Below are 15,638 nucleotides of genomic sequence, written 5' to 3'. Positions count from 1 at the left end.
GTCCGCCTCCCCGGCCGACATCGCGGCGGGGCTTGCCGGTCAGCCGGGCTCCTTCACCGTGTCGGGGGCCGGGGAATCGCCGTGGAGCGTGCAACCGTCGCTCGGCATCGCGGGTCGTTTCACCGGCGGGCACCTGTTCGTGCGGTACAAGGGCGACCTGCGCCGCGGGTACGGCGCGCACGCCGGCATGGCGGGGGCGGCGCTGGCGTTCTGATCCGGGCCGTCGGCCCTTCCGGCCACTTGCATTTCCGGGTGCACACCGGCATCAGTTCCGCCGCATCGCCCGGAACCGCAGAGGATCGCCCGCCCATGTCCGCCAACCTCGACGGCGTCAGCGCCCAGGACAAGATCCGCCTGCTGGCGCTCACCGCCGCCATGGAGTTCTACACCATCGTCGCGGCGACGGTGGCGATCCTGACGTCGAACTCGGTGTCCTTCGTCACCAACCTGCTGATCGCCGTCAACGGCTTCATCGCCACCGGCATCTCGCTGTACACCGTGAAGAAGATGTCCAGCGGCAAGGACGGCCGCTACGCCTACGGCTTCGGCAAGCTGGAGACGGTGTCGGGCCTCGCCGTCGCCTCCACCATGATCATCTCGATCCTGGTGATCGGCTTCGAGACGGTGGAGCGCCTGTTCCACCCGGTGGACGTGGAGGGCGGCGGCATCGGCCTCGTCATGACGGGCATCTCGGCGGTGATCTCGACGCTGCTGTGGGTGAAGAACTACCGCGTCAGCCGCAAGGAGCCGTCGCCGATCTTCGATTCCGTCTGGCGGCTGTGCCGGCAGGGCGCCATCGAGGACTTCCTGATCATCTTCGCCGTCGGCTGCGGCCTCGTCTTCCGCGACAGCGTGTGGGCCGACTACATGGACCCGCTGGCGTCGGTGGTGCTGCTGTACGTGCTGGTGATGTCGGTGTACGCGATCCTCAGCGGTTCCATGGACGACCTGCTGGACCGCAGCCTGGGCGAATACCACCAGGTGCTGATCCTGCGGGCACTCGCCGTGCACTTCGACGAGTACGAGCAGGTGCACGAGATCCGCACCCGCCGCGCCGGCGCGCGCATGTACGTGGAGCTGTTCCTGGAGTTCGCGCCCGAGCGCTCGATGGGCGAGGTCTACGCCTCCATCGCCAAGCTGAAGGCCGAACTGCACGAGAAGATGCCCAACACCGAGGTGCTGATCGTCCCCACCCTGCACGACGCCACCCACGCGCACGCCCTGGCCAAGCCGGAACCGGCGGTGGCGTGAGGTTGACGGCCCCGATTGTGTTGGCGGTTCCCCTTACGGCACGGTAGAGTCTTCGCGTGACGGTATCTATATTCATAGTGGATACGCACGCGGAGAGATGGTCATGGGACAGGCGAAACGAGGGAAGGTCGGACAGATCCAGGCCAGCTTCGTCGTCCGTGATTCCAGGACCGGCCGCTTCGCCGAGACGAAATCGACGTTGACGACGCTTCCCGGCGGCAAGACCGTCCGTGAGGTCAAACGCGACCTTTTCGACCGCGCCGTCGCCGCCGCCATCCGCGAGAAGAAATGACGGACGCGACCATCGACCCTGCGTTATCGACCGACGAGACCCAGGCCGGCGTCTACAACACGGTTTTCGAACGCCTCGTGCGCAGTCCGGACGATGTGGTCGGTCTGGTCGCCTATGGCATCTACAAGCAGGGCAAGCGCGACTGGCTCGCCCGTTATCGGCGCAAGCATGGCCGTGCCCCGGATGACAGGGCGCTGGAAGCGTACCACGACCACATCTCCGACACCGACCTGGAACGGCTCCGCAACGATGCCGAGCGCATGATGCTGGCCTTCGCCGAGGTCATCGTCGAGGATCGCGCGCCCGAAATCCAGCGGCAAGCCCAGATCAGGAACCTGACCGATATCGAGGACCGCATCCTGAAGCGGATCGACGAGCGGACGCGGTTCTCCGATTCCCTGAAGGCCAATCTGACGGCATGGCTGATCTCGCTGGTCGTGATCATCACCGTCGTCCTGGTGATCAATTACCGCGCCGTTTGGGCCGCGTTCAAACAGGCCATCGGTATATCCTGACCCTCTACACCCCCAGGTACCGCGTCTCCAGATGCCGCTTGAACACGGCGGCGTCCAGCGGCCGGCCGGTGGCTTCCGTCAGCAGATCGTCCGCCGAGGCGGGCTTGCAGCCCTTCTCGTGCACGTTGGCACGCAGCCAGCCGGCCAGCGGCGCGAAGTCGCCGCGGGCCAGCGCCGGCTTCACCTCCGTCTCGGCCTTGCAGGCCGCGTCGAACAGCTGCGCCGCGGTCATGGCGCCCAGCGTGTAGGTGGGGAAGTAGCCCCAGCCGCCGCCCGGCCAGTGGATGTCCTGCAAACAGCCCAGCCGGTCGTTGGGCGGCGTCACGCCCACCAGTTCCGCCATGCCGGCGCTCCAGGCGTCCGGCAGGTCGGCGAGGTCGAGTGTGCCGGCGACCAACTGCTTCTCCAGCCGGTAGCGCAGGATGACGTGCGCGGGATAGGTCACCTCGTCCGCGTCGACGCGGATGAAGCCGCGCTCCACGCGGGTGTACAGGCGCCGCAGATTGTCGGGATCCCACGCCGGGCCGGTGCCGCCGAACGCGTCGGCCGCCACCGGGGCCAGCCAGCCGATAAATTCGGGGGAGCGCGCCGCCTGCATCTCGACGATCAGCGACTGCGATTCGTGCGCCGCCATGCCGCGCGCCTGCCCCACCGGCTGCCGGCGCCACGCCTTGGGGCGGCCCTGTTCGTACAGCGCGTGGCCGGTCTCGTGCAGCACGCCCATCAGCGCCTTGGTGAAGTCGGCCTCGTCGTAGCGGGTGGTGATGCGTACGTCGTCGTCGGCACCGCCGCAGAACGGGTGCAGCGACACGTCCAGCCGCCCGCGCGTGAAGTCGAAGCCGGCGGCGCGCATCAGCCGCTCGCCCAGCGCGCGCTGCCTGTCCACCGGGAACGGCCCCTCCGGGCGCAGCACCGGCGGCTCGGCCGCCTGTTTGTCCAGCACGCGCTGGATCAGGCCGGGCAGGAAGCCGGCGAGGTCGTCGAACACCGCGTCGATGCGCGCCGCCCGCGCACCCGGATCGTGCTCGTCCAGCAGCGCATCGTAGGGGGCGATGCCCATCGCCTCCCCCTTCGCCTGCGCCGCCTCGCGCACGAGGCGCAGCACCTCGCGCAAGGACGGCAGCAGCTTGGCGTAGTCGCTCTCCGCCCGCGCCGAGCGCCACGTCATCTCGCAGGCCGAGGTCGCCTTGCTCAGCGCCTCCACCAGATCGGCGGGCAGCGCCGTGGCGTGGGTGTAGGAGCGGCGCATCTCCCGCAGGTTGGCCGCCTGCCAGCCGTCCAGGCCGCCGTCCTCCTCGGCCCCGGCCAGCCAGTCGCCGACCTCCGGCGCGGTCTCCAGTTCGTGCGCCAGCACGGACAGGGTGGCGGTCTGCTCGGCCCGGCTATCGGCGGCCCCTTCCGGCATCATCGTCTGCATGTCCCAGCCGAGGATGCCCATCGCGTTGCCGATGGCGGCGATGCGGGCGAAGCGGCGTTCCAGGTGCTGGTAAGCGGTCATGCGCGTTCCCGTGGGCGGCGGAGGTGGAAGAGGACGTAGATGACCAGCAGGGTCGCCGCAAGGCTATACCAGGTGAACGCGTATTGCAGGTGGTTGTTGGGCAGGTCGACGCGCGGCTCGATCCCCGCCGGCAGGCCGCCGGGGGCCTGTCCGGGCAGCGCCTCCACCACCAGCGGCGCCACCGCCGGCAGCCCGGCCGCCGCCCCCATGGCCACGGTGTCGGCGCGCCGCCAGACGTCCGCACCCGGCACATTGTCCGGCTGCAGCCAGCCGGACGGCGCCGGCAGGCGGGCGACGCCCCGGATGGTGACCTCCCCGCCCGCCTGTCCTTCGCGCCGCGTGGCGGGGTCGCGCTTGTCCATCGGCACCCAGCCGCGGTTGACCAGCACCGCCGGCCCGCCGTCGGCGCGTTCCAGCGGCGTCACCACCTCGTACCCCACCTGCCCCTGGCGCGGGCGGGCGAGCAGCAGCATCTCGCGCTCGTGCAGAAGGCGCCCGCTCACCGTCACCGGGCGCAGGTCGAAAGGTTCGGGATCGGCGATGCTTGCCGGCAGCGGCGCGGGCGGGCTGGCCATCCGCTCCTGCACGCGCTGGATCAGGTCGTTCTTCCAGGACAGGCGCTGCGCCTGCCACGTGCCGAGGCCCAGCATGATCAGAACGGCCGGCACGGTGAACAGCGTCGCCCACAGCGACGGGCGGAACCGCCGTCCGGCGCCGGTCAGCGCGGCGCTCATCAGCCCCCCATCTCGTGGCGGCGGTGCTTGTACTGGAGCGCCGTGGTGTAGGCCTTGGCCGGCCGCAGCATGCCCAGCGCCAGCCCCAGGATCACCACGCCCCAGACCAGGGCGTGCAGCCACAAGGGCCACTCGACGTTCAGCGAGACGATCAGCGCCACCGGCACGACCAGAAAGCCGAGGATGAAGATCAGGAACACCGCCGGCCCGTCGCCGCTGTCGTGGCGGGCCAGTTCCAGCCCGCACACGGAACAGCGGTCGACGATGCTCAGGTATCCCTTGAACAGCTTGCCCCGGCCACAGCGCGGGCACACGCAGCGCAGGCCCGCGTCGATGGCCGAGACCATTGGGTAGTACTCGCTCAATGCGCCCCCGCTCCGCCGGCGGAACCCCACCAGTAGATCGACACGAAGAGGAACAGCCACACCACGTCGACGAAGTGCCAGTACCACGCCGCCGCCTCGAAACCGAAGTGGCTGTCCGGGGTGAAGTGGCCCTTCATGGTGCGGATCCAGCACACGAACAGGAAGATCGTGCCGACGATCACGTGGAAGCCGTGGAAGCCCGTGGCCATGAAGAAGGTCGACGGGTAGATGCCCCCGGTGAAGCCGAAGGCCGCGTGGCTGTACTCCCACCCCTGGAAGAAGGTGAACATCACGCCCAGCAGCACCGTCAGGCCCAGCGCCTGCCCGGCCTTCTTGTTGTTGCCGGCGATGATCTCATGGTGCGCCCAGGTGACGGTGACGCCCGACAGCAGCAGGATGACCGTCATCATGAACGGCAGGTGGAACGGGTCGAACGTCTTGATGTTCGGCGGCGGCCAGACGCCCTGCGGGTTCTCCGGGAACACCTTGGGGAACAGGGCTGCGTCGTAGAACGCCCAGAAGAAGGCGGCGAAGAACATCACCTCCGACGCGATGAACAGCGCCATGCCATAGCGCAGGCCGATCTTGACGATGGGCGTGTGCGCCTTCTCGACCACCGCTTCCTTGATGATGTCGCGCCACCAGCCGAACATGACGGCCAGCACCGACAGGAAGCCCAGGATCAGCAGGAACCACGAGCTGTAGTGCATGTAGAAGACGGCGCCCAGCGCCAGCAGCCCGCCGGCGAAGGCGCCCAGCAGCGGCCACGGGCTGGGCCGCACGAGGTGGTACGGCTGCGGGATGCCTTCGCCGCTGCCCGATACGTGCGTCTGGGGCCCGTGCGTGTGGGGCATGTGCCCGTGCGTGATGTCGGCCATCGTTCCTCCAACCCCTCTAATTCGCCGTCGGCGCGCCGGCCGGGCGCGCCCCGTTCTTGTCGTTTGCGGACTTTTCGCTGGTCGTCTTTTCGTTGGTCGTCTTTTCATTGGCCTGGGCCACCGACGGGTTCGCGTCCTTGGCCCGGAAGAAGGTGTAGGAGAGCGTGATGGTCTTCACGTCCTCCATGTTCACGTCGCTGGCCGCCGCCGGGTCGACGAAGAAGGCCACCGGCATGTCGACCGATTGCCCCGGCTGCAGCACCTGCTCGGTGAAGCAGAAGCACTCGATCTTGTTGAAATGGATGCCGGCCTTGTCGGGCGTGACGTTGAACACCGCAGTACCGGTCACCGGCTGCGTCCCGCGGTTCTCGGCGTGGTAGCTGACCAGCGCCGTCTCACCCAGCTTGACCTTCACCTCCCGCTGGTTCGGGCGGAAGGACCACGGCAGGCCGCCGTTGACGTCGGCGTTGAAGCGCACGGTGACGGTGCGCTCCAGCACCGTGCCGGGGGCGGCGTCCGCCCGCTGCGTCGTGCCGCCGAAGCCGGTCACCCGGCAGAACAGCGCATAGAGCGGCACCGACGCGTAGGCCAGCCCGACCATGCCGGCGACCAGCGCCAGCAGGCTGACCAGCACCACGCGGTTGCGCCGCCGCACCTGCTCGTTCATGTCAGAACCCGCCCATCCGCACGATCGTGATCAGGTAGAACAGCGCCACCAGCCCGATCAGCGCGGCGAACACCGCCCAGTTGCGCCCGCGCAGGCGGCGGCGCCGTTCCTCGATATCGTCCATGGTCATCACACAGCTCCCGGCACGACGTGCTCGCCCAGCAACAGGGCGAACAGCAGGAAGAGATAAAGGATGGAGAAGCCGAACATCTGCTTGGCCGGCTTGTCGTCGGTGCTGCGCAGCACGCGCACCGCGCACCACACGAACATGGCGCCCAGCACCAGCGATCCCGCCAGGTACACCGGCCCGGCGATGCCCACCCACCAGGGCGCGGCCGCCACCGGCAGCAGGATCAGCGTGTACAGCAGCATCTGCCGCTTGGTGGTCTCCGGCCCCTCGACGACGGGCAGCATCGGCACGCCCGCCCGCGCGTAGTCGCCGCTGCGGAACAGCGCCAGCGCCCAGAAGTGCGGCGGCGTCCACAGGAAGATCAGCAGGAACAGCAGGACCGACGGCAGGTCCACCCCGCCCGTCACCGCCGCCCAGCCGATCATCGGCGGGAAGGCGCCGGCCGCGCCGCCGATGACGATGTTCTGCGGCGTGCGGCGCTTCAGCCAGATCGTGTAGACGAAGACGTAGAACAGCGTGGCCAGCGCCAGGATCGCCGCCGCCACCCAGTTCACGGCAAGGCCCATGACCACCACGGCGGCCACGGCCAGGATGACGCCGAAGGCAAGCGCCTCGTCCGGCGCCACGCGGCCCGATGGGATCGGGCGCTTGGCCGTGCGCGCCATGACCGCGTCGATGTCGCGGTCGTACCACATGTTGATGGCGCCCGACGCGCCCGCGCCGACGGCGATGCACAGCACCGCCACGCAGGCCAGCAGCGGGTGCAGGTGCCCCGGCGCCACGATCATCCCGGCGAAGCCGGTGAACACGACCAGCGACATGACGCGCGGCTTCAGCAGCTCGATGAAGTCGCCGGCCGTGGCGCCCGTGACCTTGTCGCCAGAGACTTTCTGGACGGTGATGTCCGTCATTGTTCTTCTCCCTCCCGGCGTGCACCTTCGACCTTCGCGGGTTGGGCTTCGCCTTTGGCCCGGCCCAACCCGCGAAACACCCCATGCGCTACTTGATGACCGGCAGCGTCTCGAAGGCGTGGAACGGCGGCGGCGAGGACACCGTCCATTCCAGCGTCGTGGCGCTCGGCCCCCAGTAGTTCGCTTCCACCTTCTGGCCGCGGGTCAGCGTGTAGATGGCGATCCACACGAACAACAGCGCGGAACCGAAAGAGATGTAGGCGCCCAGGGAAGAAATCAGGTTCCAGCCGGCGAACGCGTCGGGATAGTCCGGGATGCGGCGCGGCATGCCGTTCAGGCCCAGGAAGTGCTGCGGGAAGAAGGTCAGGTTCACGCCGACGAAGGTCAGCCAGAAGTGCACCTTGCCCCAGAACTCCGGATACTGCCGGCCCGACATCTTGCCGATCCAGTAGTAGAAGCCGGCGAACATGGAGAACACGGCACCCAGCGACAGCACGTAGTGGAAGTGCGCCACCACGTAGTAGGTGTCGTGCAGCACGTTGTCCAAACCGCCGTTGGCCAGAACCACGCCGGTGACGCCGCCGAGCGTGAACAGGAAGATGAAGCCGACCGCCCACAGCATCGGCGTCTTGAACTCGATGGAGCCGCCCCACATGGTGGCGATCCAGCTGAAGATCTTGATGCCGGTCGGCACCGCGATGATCATCGTGGCCGCCGTGAAGTAGGCCTTGGTGTTGACGTCCAGGCCCACGGTGTACATGTGGTGCGCCCACACCACGAAGCCGACCACGCCGATCGCCACCATCGCGTACGCCATGCCCAGGTAGCCGAACACCGGCTTCTTGGAGAAGGTGGAGACGATGTGGCTGATGATGCCGAAAGCCGGCAGGATCATGATGTAGACTTCGGGGTGGCCGAAGAACCAGAACAGGTGCTGGAACAGCAGCGGATCACCGCCGCCTTCCGGGTTGAAGAAGGCCGTGCCGAAGTTGCGGTCGGTCAGCAGCATGGTGATCGCACCGCCCAGCACCGGCACCGCCAACAGCAGCAGGAAGGCGGTGACCAGCATCGCCCACACGAACAGCGGCATCTTGTGCAGCGTCATGCCGGGGGCGCGCATGTTGAAGATGGTGGTGATGAAGTTCACCGCACCCAGCACCGACGACGCACCCGCCAGGTGCAGGGCGAAGATCGCCATGTCCACCGATGGCCCGTTGTGTCCGGTCATCGACGACAAGGGCGGGTAGACGGTCCAGCCCGTGCCCGCACCCGTGCCCACGAAGGACGACGCCAGCAGCAGCAGGAAGGCCGGGATGATCAGCCAGAAGCTGATGTTGTTCATGCGCGGGAACGCCATGTCGGGCGACCCGATCATGAGCGGCACGAACCAGTTGCCGAAGCCGCCGATCAGCGCCGGCATGACCACGAAGAACACCATGATCAGGCCGTGCGCCGTGATGAACACGTTCCACGACTGCCCGTCCGCCACCAGCTGCATGCCGGGCGCCTGAAGCTCGGCGCGCATGATGACGGAGAACAGGCCGCCGATCAGGCCGGCGAAAATGGAAAAGACGATGTAGAGGGTGCCGATGTCCTTGTGGTTGGTGGAGTAAAGCCAGCGCTGAATGAAGCCCGGCTTGTGGTGGTCGTGATCGTGGGCGTGCGCCCCGGTTCCGGTGGTCCCGTTACCCATCTCTCATCCCTCGCGTCGGCGTGATGCCTGAACGGCGTTTGTTGTTCTTCTCCGGCGGGTCAGTTCCGGCGGGTCAGTGCGCGGGGGCTGCCGCCGGCACTTGCGCCAGCTCGCGCTTGGCGTCCGGCGTGCCGTAGGCGACCTTGGCCTTCGCCACCCATTCCGCGAACTTCTCCTTCGACACGGCCTCGACCGTGATCGGCATGAAACCGTGGTTGACGCCGCAGATTTCCGAGCACTGGCCGTAGAACAGGCCTTCCTTCTCGACCTTGAACCACGTCTCGTTCAGGCGGCCGGGGACGGCGTCCTTCTTCACGCCGAAGGCCGGCATGGCCCAGGCGTGGATGACGTCGCCGGCGGTCAGCTGCACGCGCACGACGGTGTCCACCGGAACGACCACGTGGGTGTCGGTGGCCAGCAGGCGCGGCTGGCCGGGCTTCAGCTCGTTCTCCTGCACCATGTAGCTGGAGAAGGCGAAGCCGCCGTGGTCGGGGTATTCGTAATCCCAGTACCACTGCCGGCCGGTGACCTTGATGGTCATCTCCGCTTCCGGCGTGCGCTCCATGACGTAGAGCAGGCGGAACGACGGCACGGCGACGACGATCAGGATGATCACCGGGATCACCGTCCACGCCACCTCCAGAACCGTGTTGTGCGACGTCCGGGTGGGCGTCGGGTTGGCCTTCGCGTTGAAGCGCACGGCCACGTAGGCCAGCAGCGCCAGCACGAACAGCGTGATCACCGTGATGATCACCAGCAGCAGGTCGTGGAAGTTCTCGACCAGGTGCTTGACCGGCGTCACGCCCTCCTGCAGGCCCATGCCCCAGGGCACGGGCTGCCCGGCGGCCCAGGCCGGCTCAAGGAAGCCAAAGACGCCAATAAGGGCCGCCACGCCGGCGGCGCGCAAGGTGTGCCTCTTCATCCCCAACCCTTCTCGTTTTGCCGCGCCGCCGGAGTTCGGTCCCGGCGTTCGCGGATGTCCCTGTCCCCGGTTCCACCGTCCACCCTGTCGTTGCGGCCCCTTCGGGGGCTCGTCGGGCGGTTGCGGCGGGCGCCGGACCACGCGGAATGCCCACAATTGCAATGCGACAATTCCGCGCACCAAAAACGTAGCCATTCGTACGCGTTGATTACAAGGCTTTCCTTTGGCTTGGTGCGACTATACGCCGCAGGCCGTGGCAAGCTTGAACCGTGCGCTGGACTGATTGTTGAGTTTGCTCGTGGGATGTTAAGTGCGACATGTTGTCGCATATCCATGCAAAAATTAGGGGCACACGCAGTGCGGAGCCTGTCATAGGCCCTTATTCCCGCCGGGACCGTGTCCCGGCAGGGTGCGCGCTATGCGACTCGGATAGGTCGGCCGGCGCGTGCGGCCTCAGGCCGCCTCGTCGACGCGGCGCGCGCCCTGCACGAGGCGCTGGAAGGCCCGCTCGAATTCGGCCTGCGCGGCGTCCGCCGTCTCGAAGCGGACGTGCAGCCACGCGTCGCGCCGCTCCAGCACCGAGAACGGCAGCGCCTGCCCCACCCCGTCGATGGACAGGCTGCCGCGCGTCCCCTCCGGCAGGGCCGGCGCGCCGGCCAGGCAGGCGCCGCGCACCGACAGGTCCTGCACGCGCGCCTCCACCTCTCCCGTGCCGGTCGACAGCCGGCAGCGCCGGTCGACGGCGTAGCGCGGGTAGGCCCGGCGGTCGACCTCGCGCGTCGCCGTGCGCACGGCGCGCACCAGCGTTTCCCGCAGGCTGTCGATGCTGGCGGCCAGATCGGCGGCGATGGTGCGGACGTCGGCGGCGCGCCCGCCGTTGGCGGCGGCTTCGGCCGACACCTCGGCGATGCGCTGCGACACCTCCTGCGCCGCCCCTGTCGTCTCGACCACGTTGCGGGAGATCTCGTGCGTCGCCGCACCCTGCTGGTCCATGGCGGCGGCCACCGAACCGGCGATGCCGTCGATCTCGGCGATGGTCTCCGAGATCTCCCGCACCGCGGCCACGGCCTCGGCCGTGTCGCCCTGAACCGAGGCGATCTGGCGGGCGATCTCCTCGGTCGCCTTGGCGGTCTGCACGGCGAGGTTCTTCACCTCCGTGGCGACCACGGCGAAGCCCTTGCCGGCCTCCCCCGCCCGCGCCGCCTCGATCGTGGCGTTCAGCGCCAGCAGGTTCGTCTGCCCGGCGATGGCGCTGATCAGCTTCGCCACGTCGCCGATGCGGCCCACCGTTTCCGCCAGCGCCTGGATGGTCGCGTGCGTCTTCTGCCCGGCGCCGACGGCGCGGCGCGTCACCACGCTGGCGTGGGAGAGCTGGTCGTTGATGGCGCGGATCGACGCCGTCATCTCCTCCACCGCCGTGGCGACCGACTGCGCGTTCGCCAGCGCCTGTTCCGCCGCCGCGGCGACGCTCTGCGAGTTGGCCGAGACCTGGTCCGCCGACGACGCCATGGACCCGGCGCTGCCGTCCATCTGGCGCGTGCGCTGCGCCACCCGCTCGACCGCCGAGCGCATCTCGCGCTCGACCGTGCTCGCCATGGACTCGAGCGCCGCGCGCTTGGCCGCCTCGGCATCGGCTCGCTGGCGTTCCTGCTCGGCGCGCAGGCGCTCGTTCTCCTGGCCGTTGCGCTTGAACACCTCGACGGCTTCGGCCATCAGGCCGATCTCGTCGCGCCGGCCGACGCCCGGCACCGCCACCTCGAAACGCCCCTCGGCCAGCGCGCCCATGGTTTCGGTCAGGCGGTGGATCGGCCGGTTGACCTGCGCGCTGATCACCCACGCCGCCGCGACCGCCAGCACGGCGACGGCCGCCAGCAGCGCCACGCCCAGCCACAGCTCGCCGCCGGCCGCCTCCGCCTCGCGGTCCAGCAGCGCCCGCACCTCCTCGGACGCCGTCGCCTGGGCCTCCAGAATGCGTTCGATGCCGGCCGTCGCCGCGGCGAACCAGCGCACGCCGTCGATCGGGTACGGCTGCCCGGCGGCGCTCGCCGCGAACACGGCGGCGCGGGTCTTCTCGAAATCCGTGAGGAAGGCGCGGTCGATGGCGTCCGCCGACGCCTCGATGCGCGGGCCGAAACCGCCGGCCAGCCGGCGCACGATGGTCCAGCCGCTTTCCACATGGCCGCGGGCGCGCGCCACGGCCTCCAGCTGCGCCGGGGCGAAGGGCTTGCCGCCGGCCACCACCGCGCCGACCATGCCGCGCTCGCGCCCGGCGAATTCGCTCATCTCCCACAGCGCGTTCTTCAGGTCGAAGGCGCGCAGCACGCGCGCGCCGACGCGCGACGGCCCGGCGTCCTCGACCGCGCCGCGCAGCCGCTGGCTGGAGGTGATCAGGGCGCTGACGCCGGGAAACCAGCCGCGCCGCAGCCCGTCGTCGACACCGCCGCCGCCCAGCGCCGAATCGACCTGCCGGCGCAGCTGCGCCGCCGCCTGCATGGTCCCGTCGGCCTCGCCCAACGCCTTCCCGACGGCCGGCGCGGCCGGCATGGCGCGCACCAGCCGCACCGCCTCGGCAAAGGCCGTGTCGCCCTCCTGCCGCTTGGCGGCGATGGTCTGCTTCTGCGCCGGGGTAGCCGCCGCCACGTCGGCCAGCACCGTGTTCGTGGTGCCGCGCTCCACCGCCCAGGCCCCCGCGGCGGTGAGCAGAAGGTCGGAGACGCGGTTGACCGAACGGGCGGCTTCGGCGGCGTGCAGCGCCTCCAGCGCGTCGAGCGCGCGGTTCCCCGCCACCAAGACCAGCATCGCCCCCAGGATGCCCACAAGCACGAGCAGCTTGGCCCGGATGGTCATCGCGTCCCTCCCTGATTTTGTTCTGCAAAAATTTTGCAAAACTTTAGGGATGCAACGGGTGCTCGGGAAACGCGCAAAATGGCGCAGGGGCCTGCAACCCGCGCCGCCCGGATCGCCGTCCGGATCAGTGCATCAGTGCTTGCCGGCCAACGCCTTGCGGATGCGGCGCACGCCGGTCCACACGAAGAACAGCACCACCGGGATCATCAGCCCGACCACGAGATCGGGGTCGACCTTCCAGCCGAAGCCCTTCAGCGACTTGGCGGCGTAGCCGACGATGCCGATCAGGTAATAGCTGATCGCCACCACCGACAGCCCCTCCACCGTCTCCTGCAACCGCAGCTGCAGCTGGGCGCGCCGGTCCATGGACTGGAGGAGTTCGGCGTTCTGCCCCTCCACCGCGATCTCGACGCGGGTGCGCAGCAGGTTGCTGGCGCGCGCCAGGCGCTGCGACAGGCTCTCCAGGCGCGCCTGCACCGCCTCGCAGGTGCGGACCGCCGGGGTCAGGCGGCGTTCCATGAACTCGCTGATCGTCTGCAGCCCTTCGATGCGCACCTCGCGCAGTTCGCCGATGCGGCGGTCGACGATCCCGTGGTAGGCGCGCGCGGCGCCGAAGCGGTAGGCGGTCTCGGCGGCGATCTGCTCGGCCTGCGCCGACAGGCGCGTCAGCCGGTCCAGCACGTCGCGCTCGTCGTCCAGGGTACGCAGCGCCGCCGTGCGCGTGGTCAGCGTGGCGAGGTCCGCCTCGATGGTGCCGATGCGCGGCAGCACCTCGCGCGCCATGGGCAGCGCCATCAGCGCCATCACCCGGTACGTCTCGATCTCCAGCAAACGCTGCACGAAGCGCCCGGCCTGCCGGGTGCCCAGCGAGCGGTCGTGGACGACGATGCGGCTGAACCCGTCGCCGTGGATGCGGTAGTCGGTCCACGCCGTCGCCGCCCCGCCGGCGATCCGCGCGCCGACGTAGGAGTCCGATCCGAACACGCCGGTCAGCAGGCCGCCATCCGGCTCCTCCGTTTCACGATCCAGCAGGGCCACGTGGATGCCGACCATCAGCTCGCCCGGCAGGCCGGCCAGCCAGTCCTTGGGCAGCGCGTCCAGCGCCGGTTCGGCGAAGGGCTCGCCGAACCGGCCGGGGCGGTAGATGGTGTAGGTCGAGAACTCCGTGTGCCGCTCCCACTTCAGGCGGAAGCTGCCGAAGGAACCGCTGTAGTGCGTGGCGCCGCGCGCCGGCTTGGGCACCCCGGCCCATTCGCACAGCCGCTCCAGGTAGCGCCGCTCCAGCTCCGCCGCCCCCTCGCCCGACAGCATGGCCAGCAGCGTGGCGCGCATGGGGGCGGCCAGCGCCTCCGGCGGGCGGGCGTGCACCTCGTTGGTCAGCGCCACGCGTAGCGGGTGGTCCTTCAGCGGACGGTCGGCCACGGCGAGAATGGGGGTGGCGGGCTGGTCGGTCACGGCGGCGTTCCTATGCTCTTTGGAACGGCGAGCCTTGCCGGCCCGCCGTCCCGTCGCCACACTATAGACCACATCCGCCCGCCGGGTGCCTAGACGCCAGCACCCGTACCTTCGTCTGAACAAGACGCACGCACACCGGAGTCAGCATGAGCGCGCTCGCCGTCACCGATGATCTGTTCTTCAACCGCGCCGGCCTCGACCGCCCGCGCGTCGAGGGCCTCGTGGCCGACGCGCTGCGCGGCGCCGACGACGGCGAGCTGTACCTGGAGTACGCGCAGAGCGAGAGCCTGGGCTGGGACGACGGCAAGCTGAAGAGCGCCAGCTTCGACACCACGCAGGGCTTCGGCCTGCGCGCCATCGCCGGCGAGGCGACCGGCTTCGCGCACGCCTCCAACCTGTCGGAGGAGGCGATCCGCCGCGCCGCCGAGACGGTCCGCGCCGTGCAGGCCGGCCACACCGGCACCTCGGCCGAGCCGCCGCCGGGCACCAACCGCGCCCTCTACATCCCCGACAACCCCCTGCACCTCGTCCCCTTCGAGGAGAAGGTGAAGCTGCTGGCGGCCATCGACGCCTACGCCCGCGCCAAGGACCCGCGCGTGCGGCAGGTCAGTTGCTCGATCAGCGGCGAGTGGCAGGCGGTGCAGATCCTGCGCGCCGACGGCGTGCGCGTGGCCGACCTGCGCCCGCTGGTGCGCCTGTCCGTCTCCGTCGTCGTCGCCGACGGCGACAAGATGGAAAGCGGCAGCTACGGCGGCGGCGGCCGCGTCACCTACGAACACTACGTCCGGGAAGAGACGTGGCGTTCCTTCGTCGACGAGGCGTTGCGCCAGGCGCTGATCAACCTCGATTCGGTGGCGGCCCCGGCCGGCGAGATGACGGTGGTGCTGGGCAACGGCTGGCCCGGCATCCTGCTGCACGAGGCGATCGGCCACGGGCTGGAGGGCGACTTCAACCGCAAGAAGACCTCCGCCTTCTCTGGGCTGATGGGCCAGCGCATCGCCGCCCCCGGCGTGACCGTGGTGGACGACGGCACCATCGAGAACTCCCGCGGGTCCATCACCGTGGACGACGAAGGCACGCCCGGCCAGTGCACCACGCTGATCGAGGACGGCATCCTGGTGGGCTTCATGCAGGACCGCATGAACGCGCGCCTGATGGGCATGCGCCCGACCGGCAACGGCCGCCGCCAGAGCTTCTCCCACCACCCGCTGCCGCGCATGACCAACACGGTGATGCGCAACGGCGCGCACACGCCGGAGGAGATCATCGCCTCGGTGAAGAAGGGCCTGTATGCCAAGAACTTCGGCGGCGGTCAGGTGGACATCACGTCCGGCAAGTTCGTGTTCTCGGCCTCCGAGGCCTATTTGATCGAGGACGGCAAGCTGGGTGCGGCGGTGAAGGGTGCGACGCTGATCGGCAACGGCCCGGACAGCCTGACCCGCATCTCCATGATCGGCAACGACAGCCGCCTGGACCCCGG

16 protein-coding genes are annotated in these 15,638 nt (G+C 69.3%); 5 read left to right on the top strand and 11 right to left on the bottom strand.

The genetic code is table 11. From position 1 onward, the window contains the following. The 4 genes from VED21_RS19200 to VED21_RS19185 form a co-directional block, all read left to right on the top strand. Nucleotides 1–214, top strand: a 214-nt coding sequence (locus VED21_RS19200; protein ID WP_324884974.1) for a hypothetical protein, incomplete at its 5' end; no start/stop codon positions are given. Between the two features lie 95 nt (nt 215–309). Next, nucleotides 310–1,251, top strand: a complete 942-nt coding sequence (locus tag VED21_RS19195) for a cation diffusion facilitator family transporter (RefSeq protein WP_324884972.1) — start codon at nt 310–312, stop codon at nt 1,249–1,251. A gap of 97 nt (nt 1,252–1,348) precedes the next feature. Next, nucleotides 1,349–1,543 (top strand): hypothetical protein, encoded by a 195-nt coding sequence (locus VED21_RS19190; RefSeq protein ID WP_324884970.1) that lies wholly within the window; start codon nt 1,349–1,351, stop codon nt 1,541–1,543. Further along, nucleotides 1,540–2,058, top strand: coding sequence for a hypothetical protein (locus VED21_RS19185; RefSeq protein WP_324884968.1), 519 nt, complete (start codon nt 1,540–1,542; stop codon nt 2,056–2,058). The genes VED21_RS19190 and VED21_RS19185 overlap by 4 nt, the downstream gene beginning before the upstream one ends. Nucleotides 2,059–2,062: 4 nt before the next feature. Here the strand turns inward: VED21_RS19185 and VED21_RS19180 are convergent, their stop codons facing one another. From VED21_RS19180 to VED21_RS19130, 11 genes are all read right to left on the bottom strand, one after another. After that, nucleotides 2,063–3,556, bottom strand: a complete 1,494-nt coding sequence (locus VED21_RS19180) for a carboxypeptidase M32 (protein WP_324884966.1) — start codon at nt 3,554–3,556, stop codon at nt 2,063–2,065. Next, nucleotides 3,553–4,290, bottom strand: a complete 738-nt coding sequence (locus VED21_RS19175; RefSeq protein WP_324884964.1) for an SURF1 family protein — start codon at nt 4,288–4,290, stop codon at nt 3,553–3,555. The genes VED21_RS19180 and VED21_RS19175 overlap by 4 nt, the downstream gene beginning before the upstream one ends. Next, nucleotides 4,290–4,655: a DUF983 domain-containing protein gene (locus VED21_RS19170; protein WP_324884962.1), complete on the bottom strand. Its 366-nt coding sequence runs from the start codon at nt 4,653–4,655 to the stop codon at nt 4,290–4,292. The genes VED21_RS19175 and VED21_RS19170 overlap by 1 nt, the downstream gene beginning before the upstream one ends. Beyond that, complete coding sequence (locus tag VED21_RS19165; RefSeq protein ID WP_324884960.1) at nt 4,652–5,533, bottom strand: cytochrome c oxidase subunit 3; 882 nt, start codon at nt 5,531–5,533, stop codon at nt 4,652–4,654. The genes VED21_RS19170 and VED21_RS19165 overlap by 4 nt, the downstream gene beginning before the upstream one ends. A 16-nt stretch (nt 5,534–5,549) precedes the next feature. Beyond that, on the bottom strand, nt 5,550–6,200 hold the full coding sequence (locus VED21_RS19160; protein ID WP_324884958.1) for a cytochrome c oxidase assembly protein: 651 nt from the start codon (nt 6,198–6,200) through the stop codon (nt 5,550–5,552). A gap of 1 nt (nt 6,201) precedes the next feature. Then, nucleotides 6,202–6,330 carry a hypothetical protein gene (locus tag VED21_RS19155; protein ID WP_324884956.1) on the bottom strand — a complete coding sequence of 43 codons (129 nt, stop codon included), beginning with the start codon at nt 6,328–6,330 and terminating at the stop codon, nt 6,202–6,204. Then, the gene (cyoE, locus tag VED21_RS19150; RefSeq protein WP_324884954.1) at nt 6,330–7,241 is read right to left on the bottom strand and encodes a heme o synthase; all 912 of its coding nucleotides are present in this window, start codon (nt 7,239–7,241) and stop codon (nt 6,330–6,332) included. The genes VED21_RS19155 and cyoE overlap by 1 nt, the downstream gene beginning before the upstream one ends. Before the next feature lie 88 nt (nt 7,242–7,329). Beyond that, nucleotides 7,330–8,934, bottom strand: coding sequence for a cytochrome c oxidase subunit I (gene ctaD / locus VED21_RS19145; protein ID WP_324884952.1), 1,605 nt, complete (start codon nt 8,932–8,934; stop codon nt 7,330–7,332). Nucleotides 8,935–9,007: 73 nt separating this feature from the next. Further along, entirely contained in the window at nt 9,008–9,856 is an 849-nt protein-coding gene (gene coxB, locus VED21_RS19140) for a cytochrome c oxidase subunit II (protein WP_324884950.1), read from the bottom strand. 453 nt (nt 9,857–10,309) lie between these two features. After that, nucleotides 10,310–12,703: a methyl-accepting chemotaxis protein gene (locus tag VED21_RS19135; RefSeq protein ID WP_324884948.1), complete on the bottom strand. Its 2,394-nt coding sequence runs from the start codon at nt 12,701–12,703 to the stop codon at nt 10,310–10,312. Between the two features lie 132 nt (nt 12,704–12,835). Continuing rightward, a complete protein-coding gene (locus tag VED21_RS19130) occupies nt 12,836–14,158 on the bottom strand; it encodes a DUF3422 domain-containing protein (protein WP_324884947.1) in 1,323 nt (440 codons plus the stop codon). A gap of 146 nt (nt 14,159–14,304) precedes the next feature. Here VED21_RS19130 and tldD point away from each other — a divergent pair. Beyond that, a partial coding sequence (tldD, locus tag VED21_RS19125) for a metalloprotease TldD (RefSeq protein ID WP_324884946.1) occupies nt 14,305–15,638 on the top strand: 1,334 nt, incomplete at its 3' end.

The sequence above is a fragment of the Azospirillum sp. genome, from assembly GCF_035627195.1.
Taxonomy (GTDB): domain Bacteria; phylum Pseudomonadota; class Alphaproteobacteria; order Azospirillales; family Azospirillaceae; genus Azospirillum.
Note: the sequence above shows the minus strand (reverse complement) of the source record. Positions and strands in the feature narration are given on the sequence as shown.

Excerpts from the sequence above, each read along its gene's own strand:
- VED21_RS19160 (WP_324884958.1), bottom strand. The coding sequence starts at position 6,200 with ATGAACGAGCAGGTGCGGCGGCGCAACCGCGTGGTGCTGGTCAGCCTG.
- VED21_RS19180 (WP_324884966.1), bottom strand. The coding sequence starts at position 3,556 with ATGACCGCTTACCAGCACCTGGAACGCCGCTTCGCCCGCATCGCCGCC.
- VED21_RS19165 (WP_324884960.1), bottom strand. The coding sequence starts at position 5,533 with ATGGCCGACATCACGCACGGGCACATGCCCCACACGCACGGGCCCCAG.
- ctaD (WP_324884952.1), bottom strand. The coding sequence starts at position 8,934 with ATGGGTAACGGGACCACCGGAACCGGGGCGCACGCCCACGATCACGAC.
- VED21_RS19135 (WP_324884948.1), bottom strand. The coding sequence starts at position 12,703 with ATGACCATCCGGGCCAAGCTGCTCGTGCTTGTGGGCATCCTGGGGGCG.
- VED21_RS19185 (WP_324884968.1), top strand. The coding sequence starts at position 1,540 with ATGACGGACGCGACCATCGACCCTGCGTTATCGACCGACGAGACCCAG.
- VED21_RS19175 (WP_324884964.1), bottom strand. The coding sequence starts at position 4,290 with ATGAGCGCCGCGCTGACCGGCGCCGGACGGCGGTTCCGCCCGTCGCTG.
- VED21_RS19195 (WP_324884972.1), top strand. The coding sequence starts at position 310 with ATGTCCGCCAACCTCGACGGCGTCAGCGCCCAGGACAAGATCCGCCTG.
- coxB (WP_324884950.1), bottom strand. The coding sequence starts at position 9,856 with ATGAAGAGGCACACCTTGCGCGCCGCCGGCGTGGCGGCCCTTATTGGC.
- VED21_RS19155 (WP_324884956.1), bottom strand. The coding sequence starts at position 6,330 with ATGACCATGGACGATATCGAGGAACGGCGCCGCCGCCTGCGCGGGCGC.
- cyoE (WP_324884954.1), bottom strand. The coding sequence starts at position 7,241 with ATGACGGACATCACCGTCCAGAAAGTCTCTGGCGACAAGGTCACGGGC.
- VED21_RS19190 (WP_324884970.1), top strand. The coding sequence starts at position 1,349 with ATGGTCATGGGACAGGCGAAACGAGGGAAGGTCGGACAGATCCAGGCC.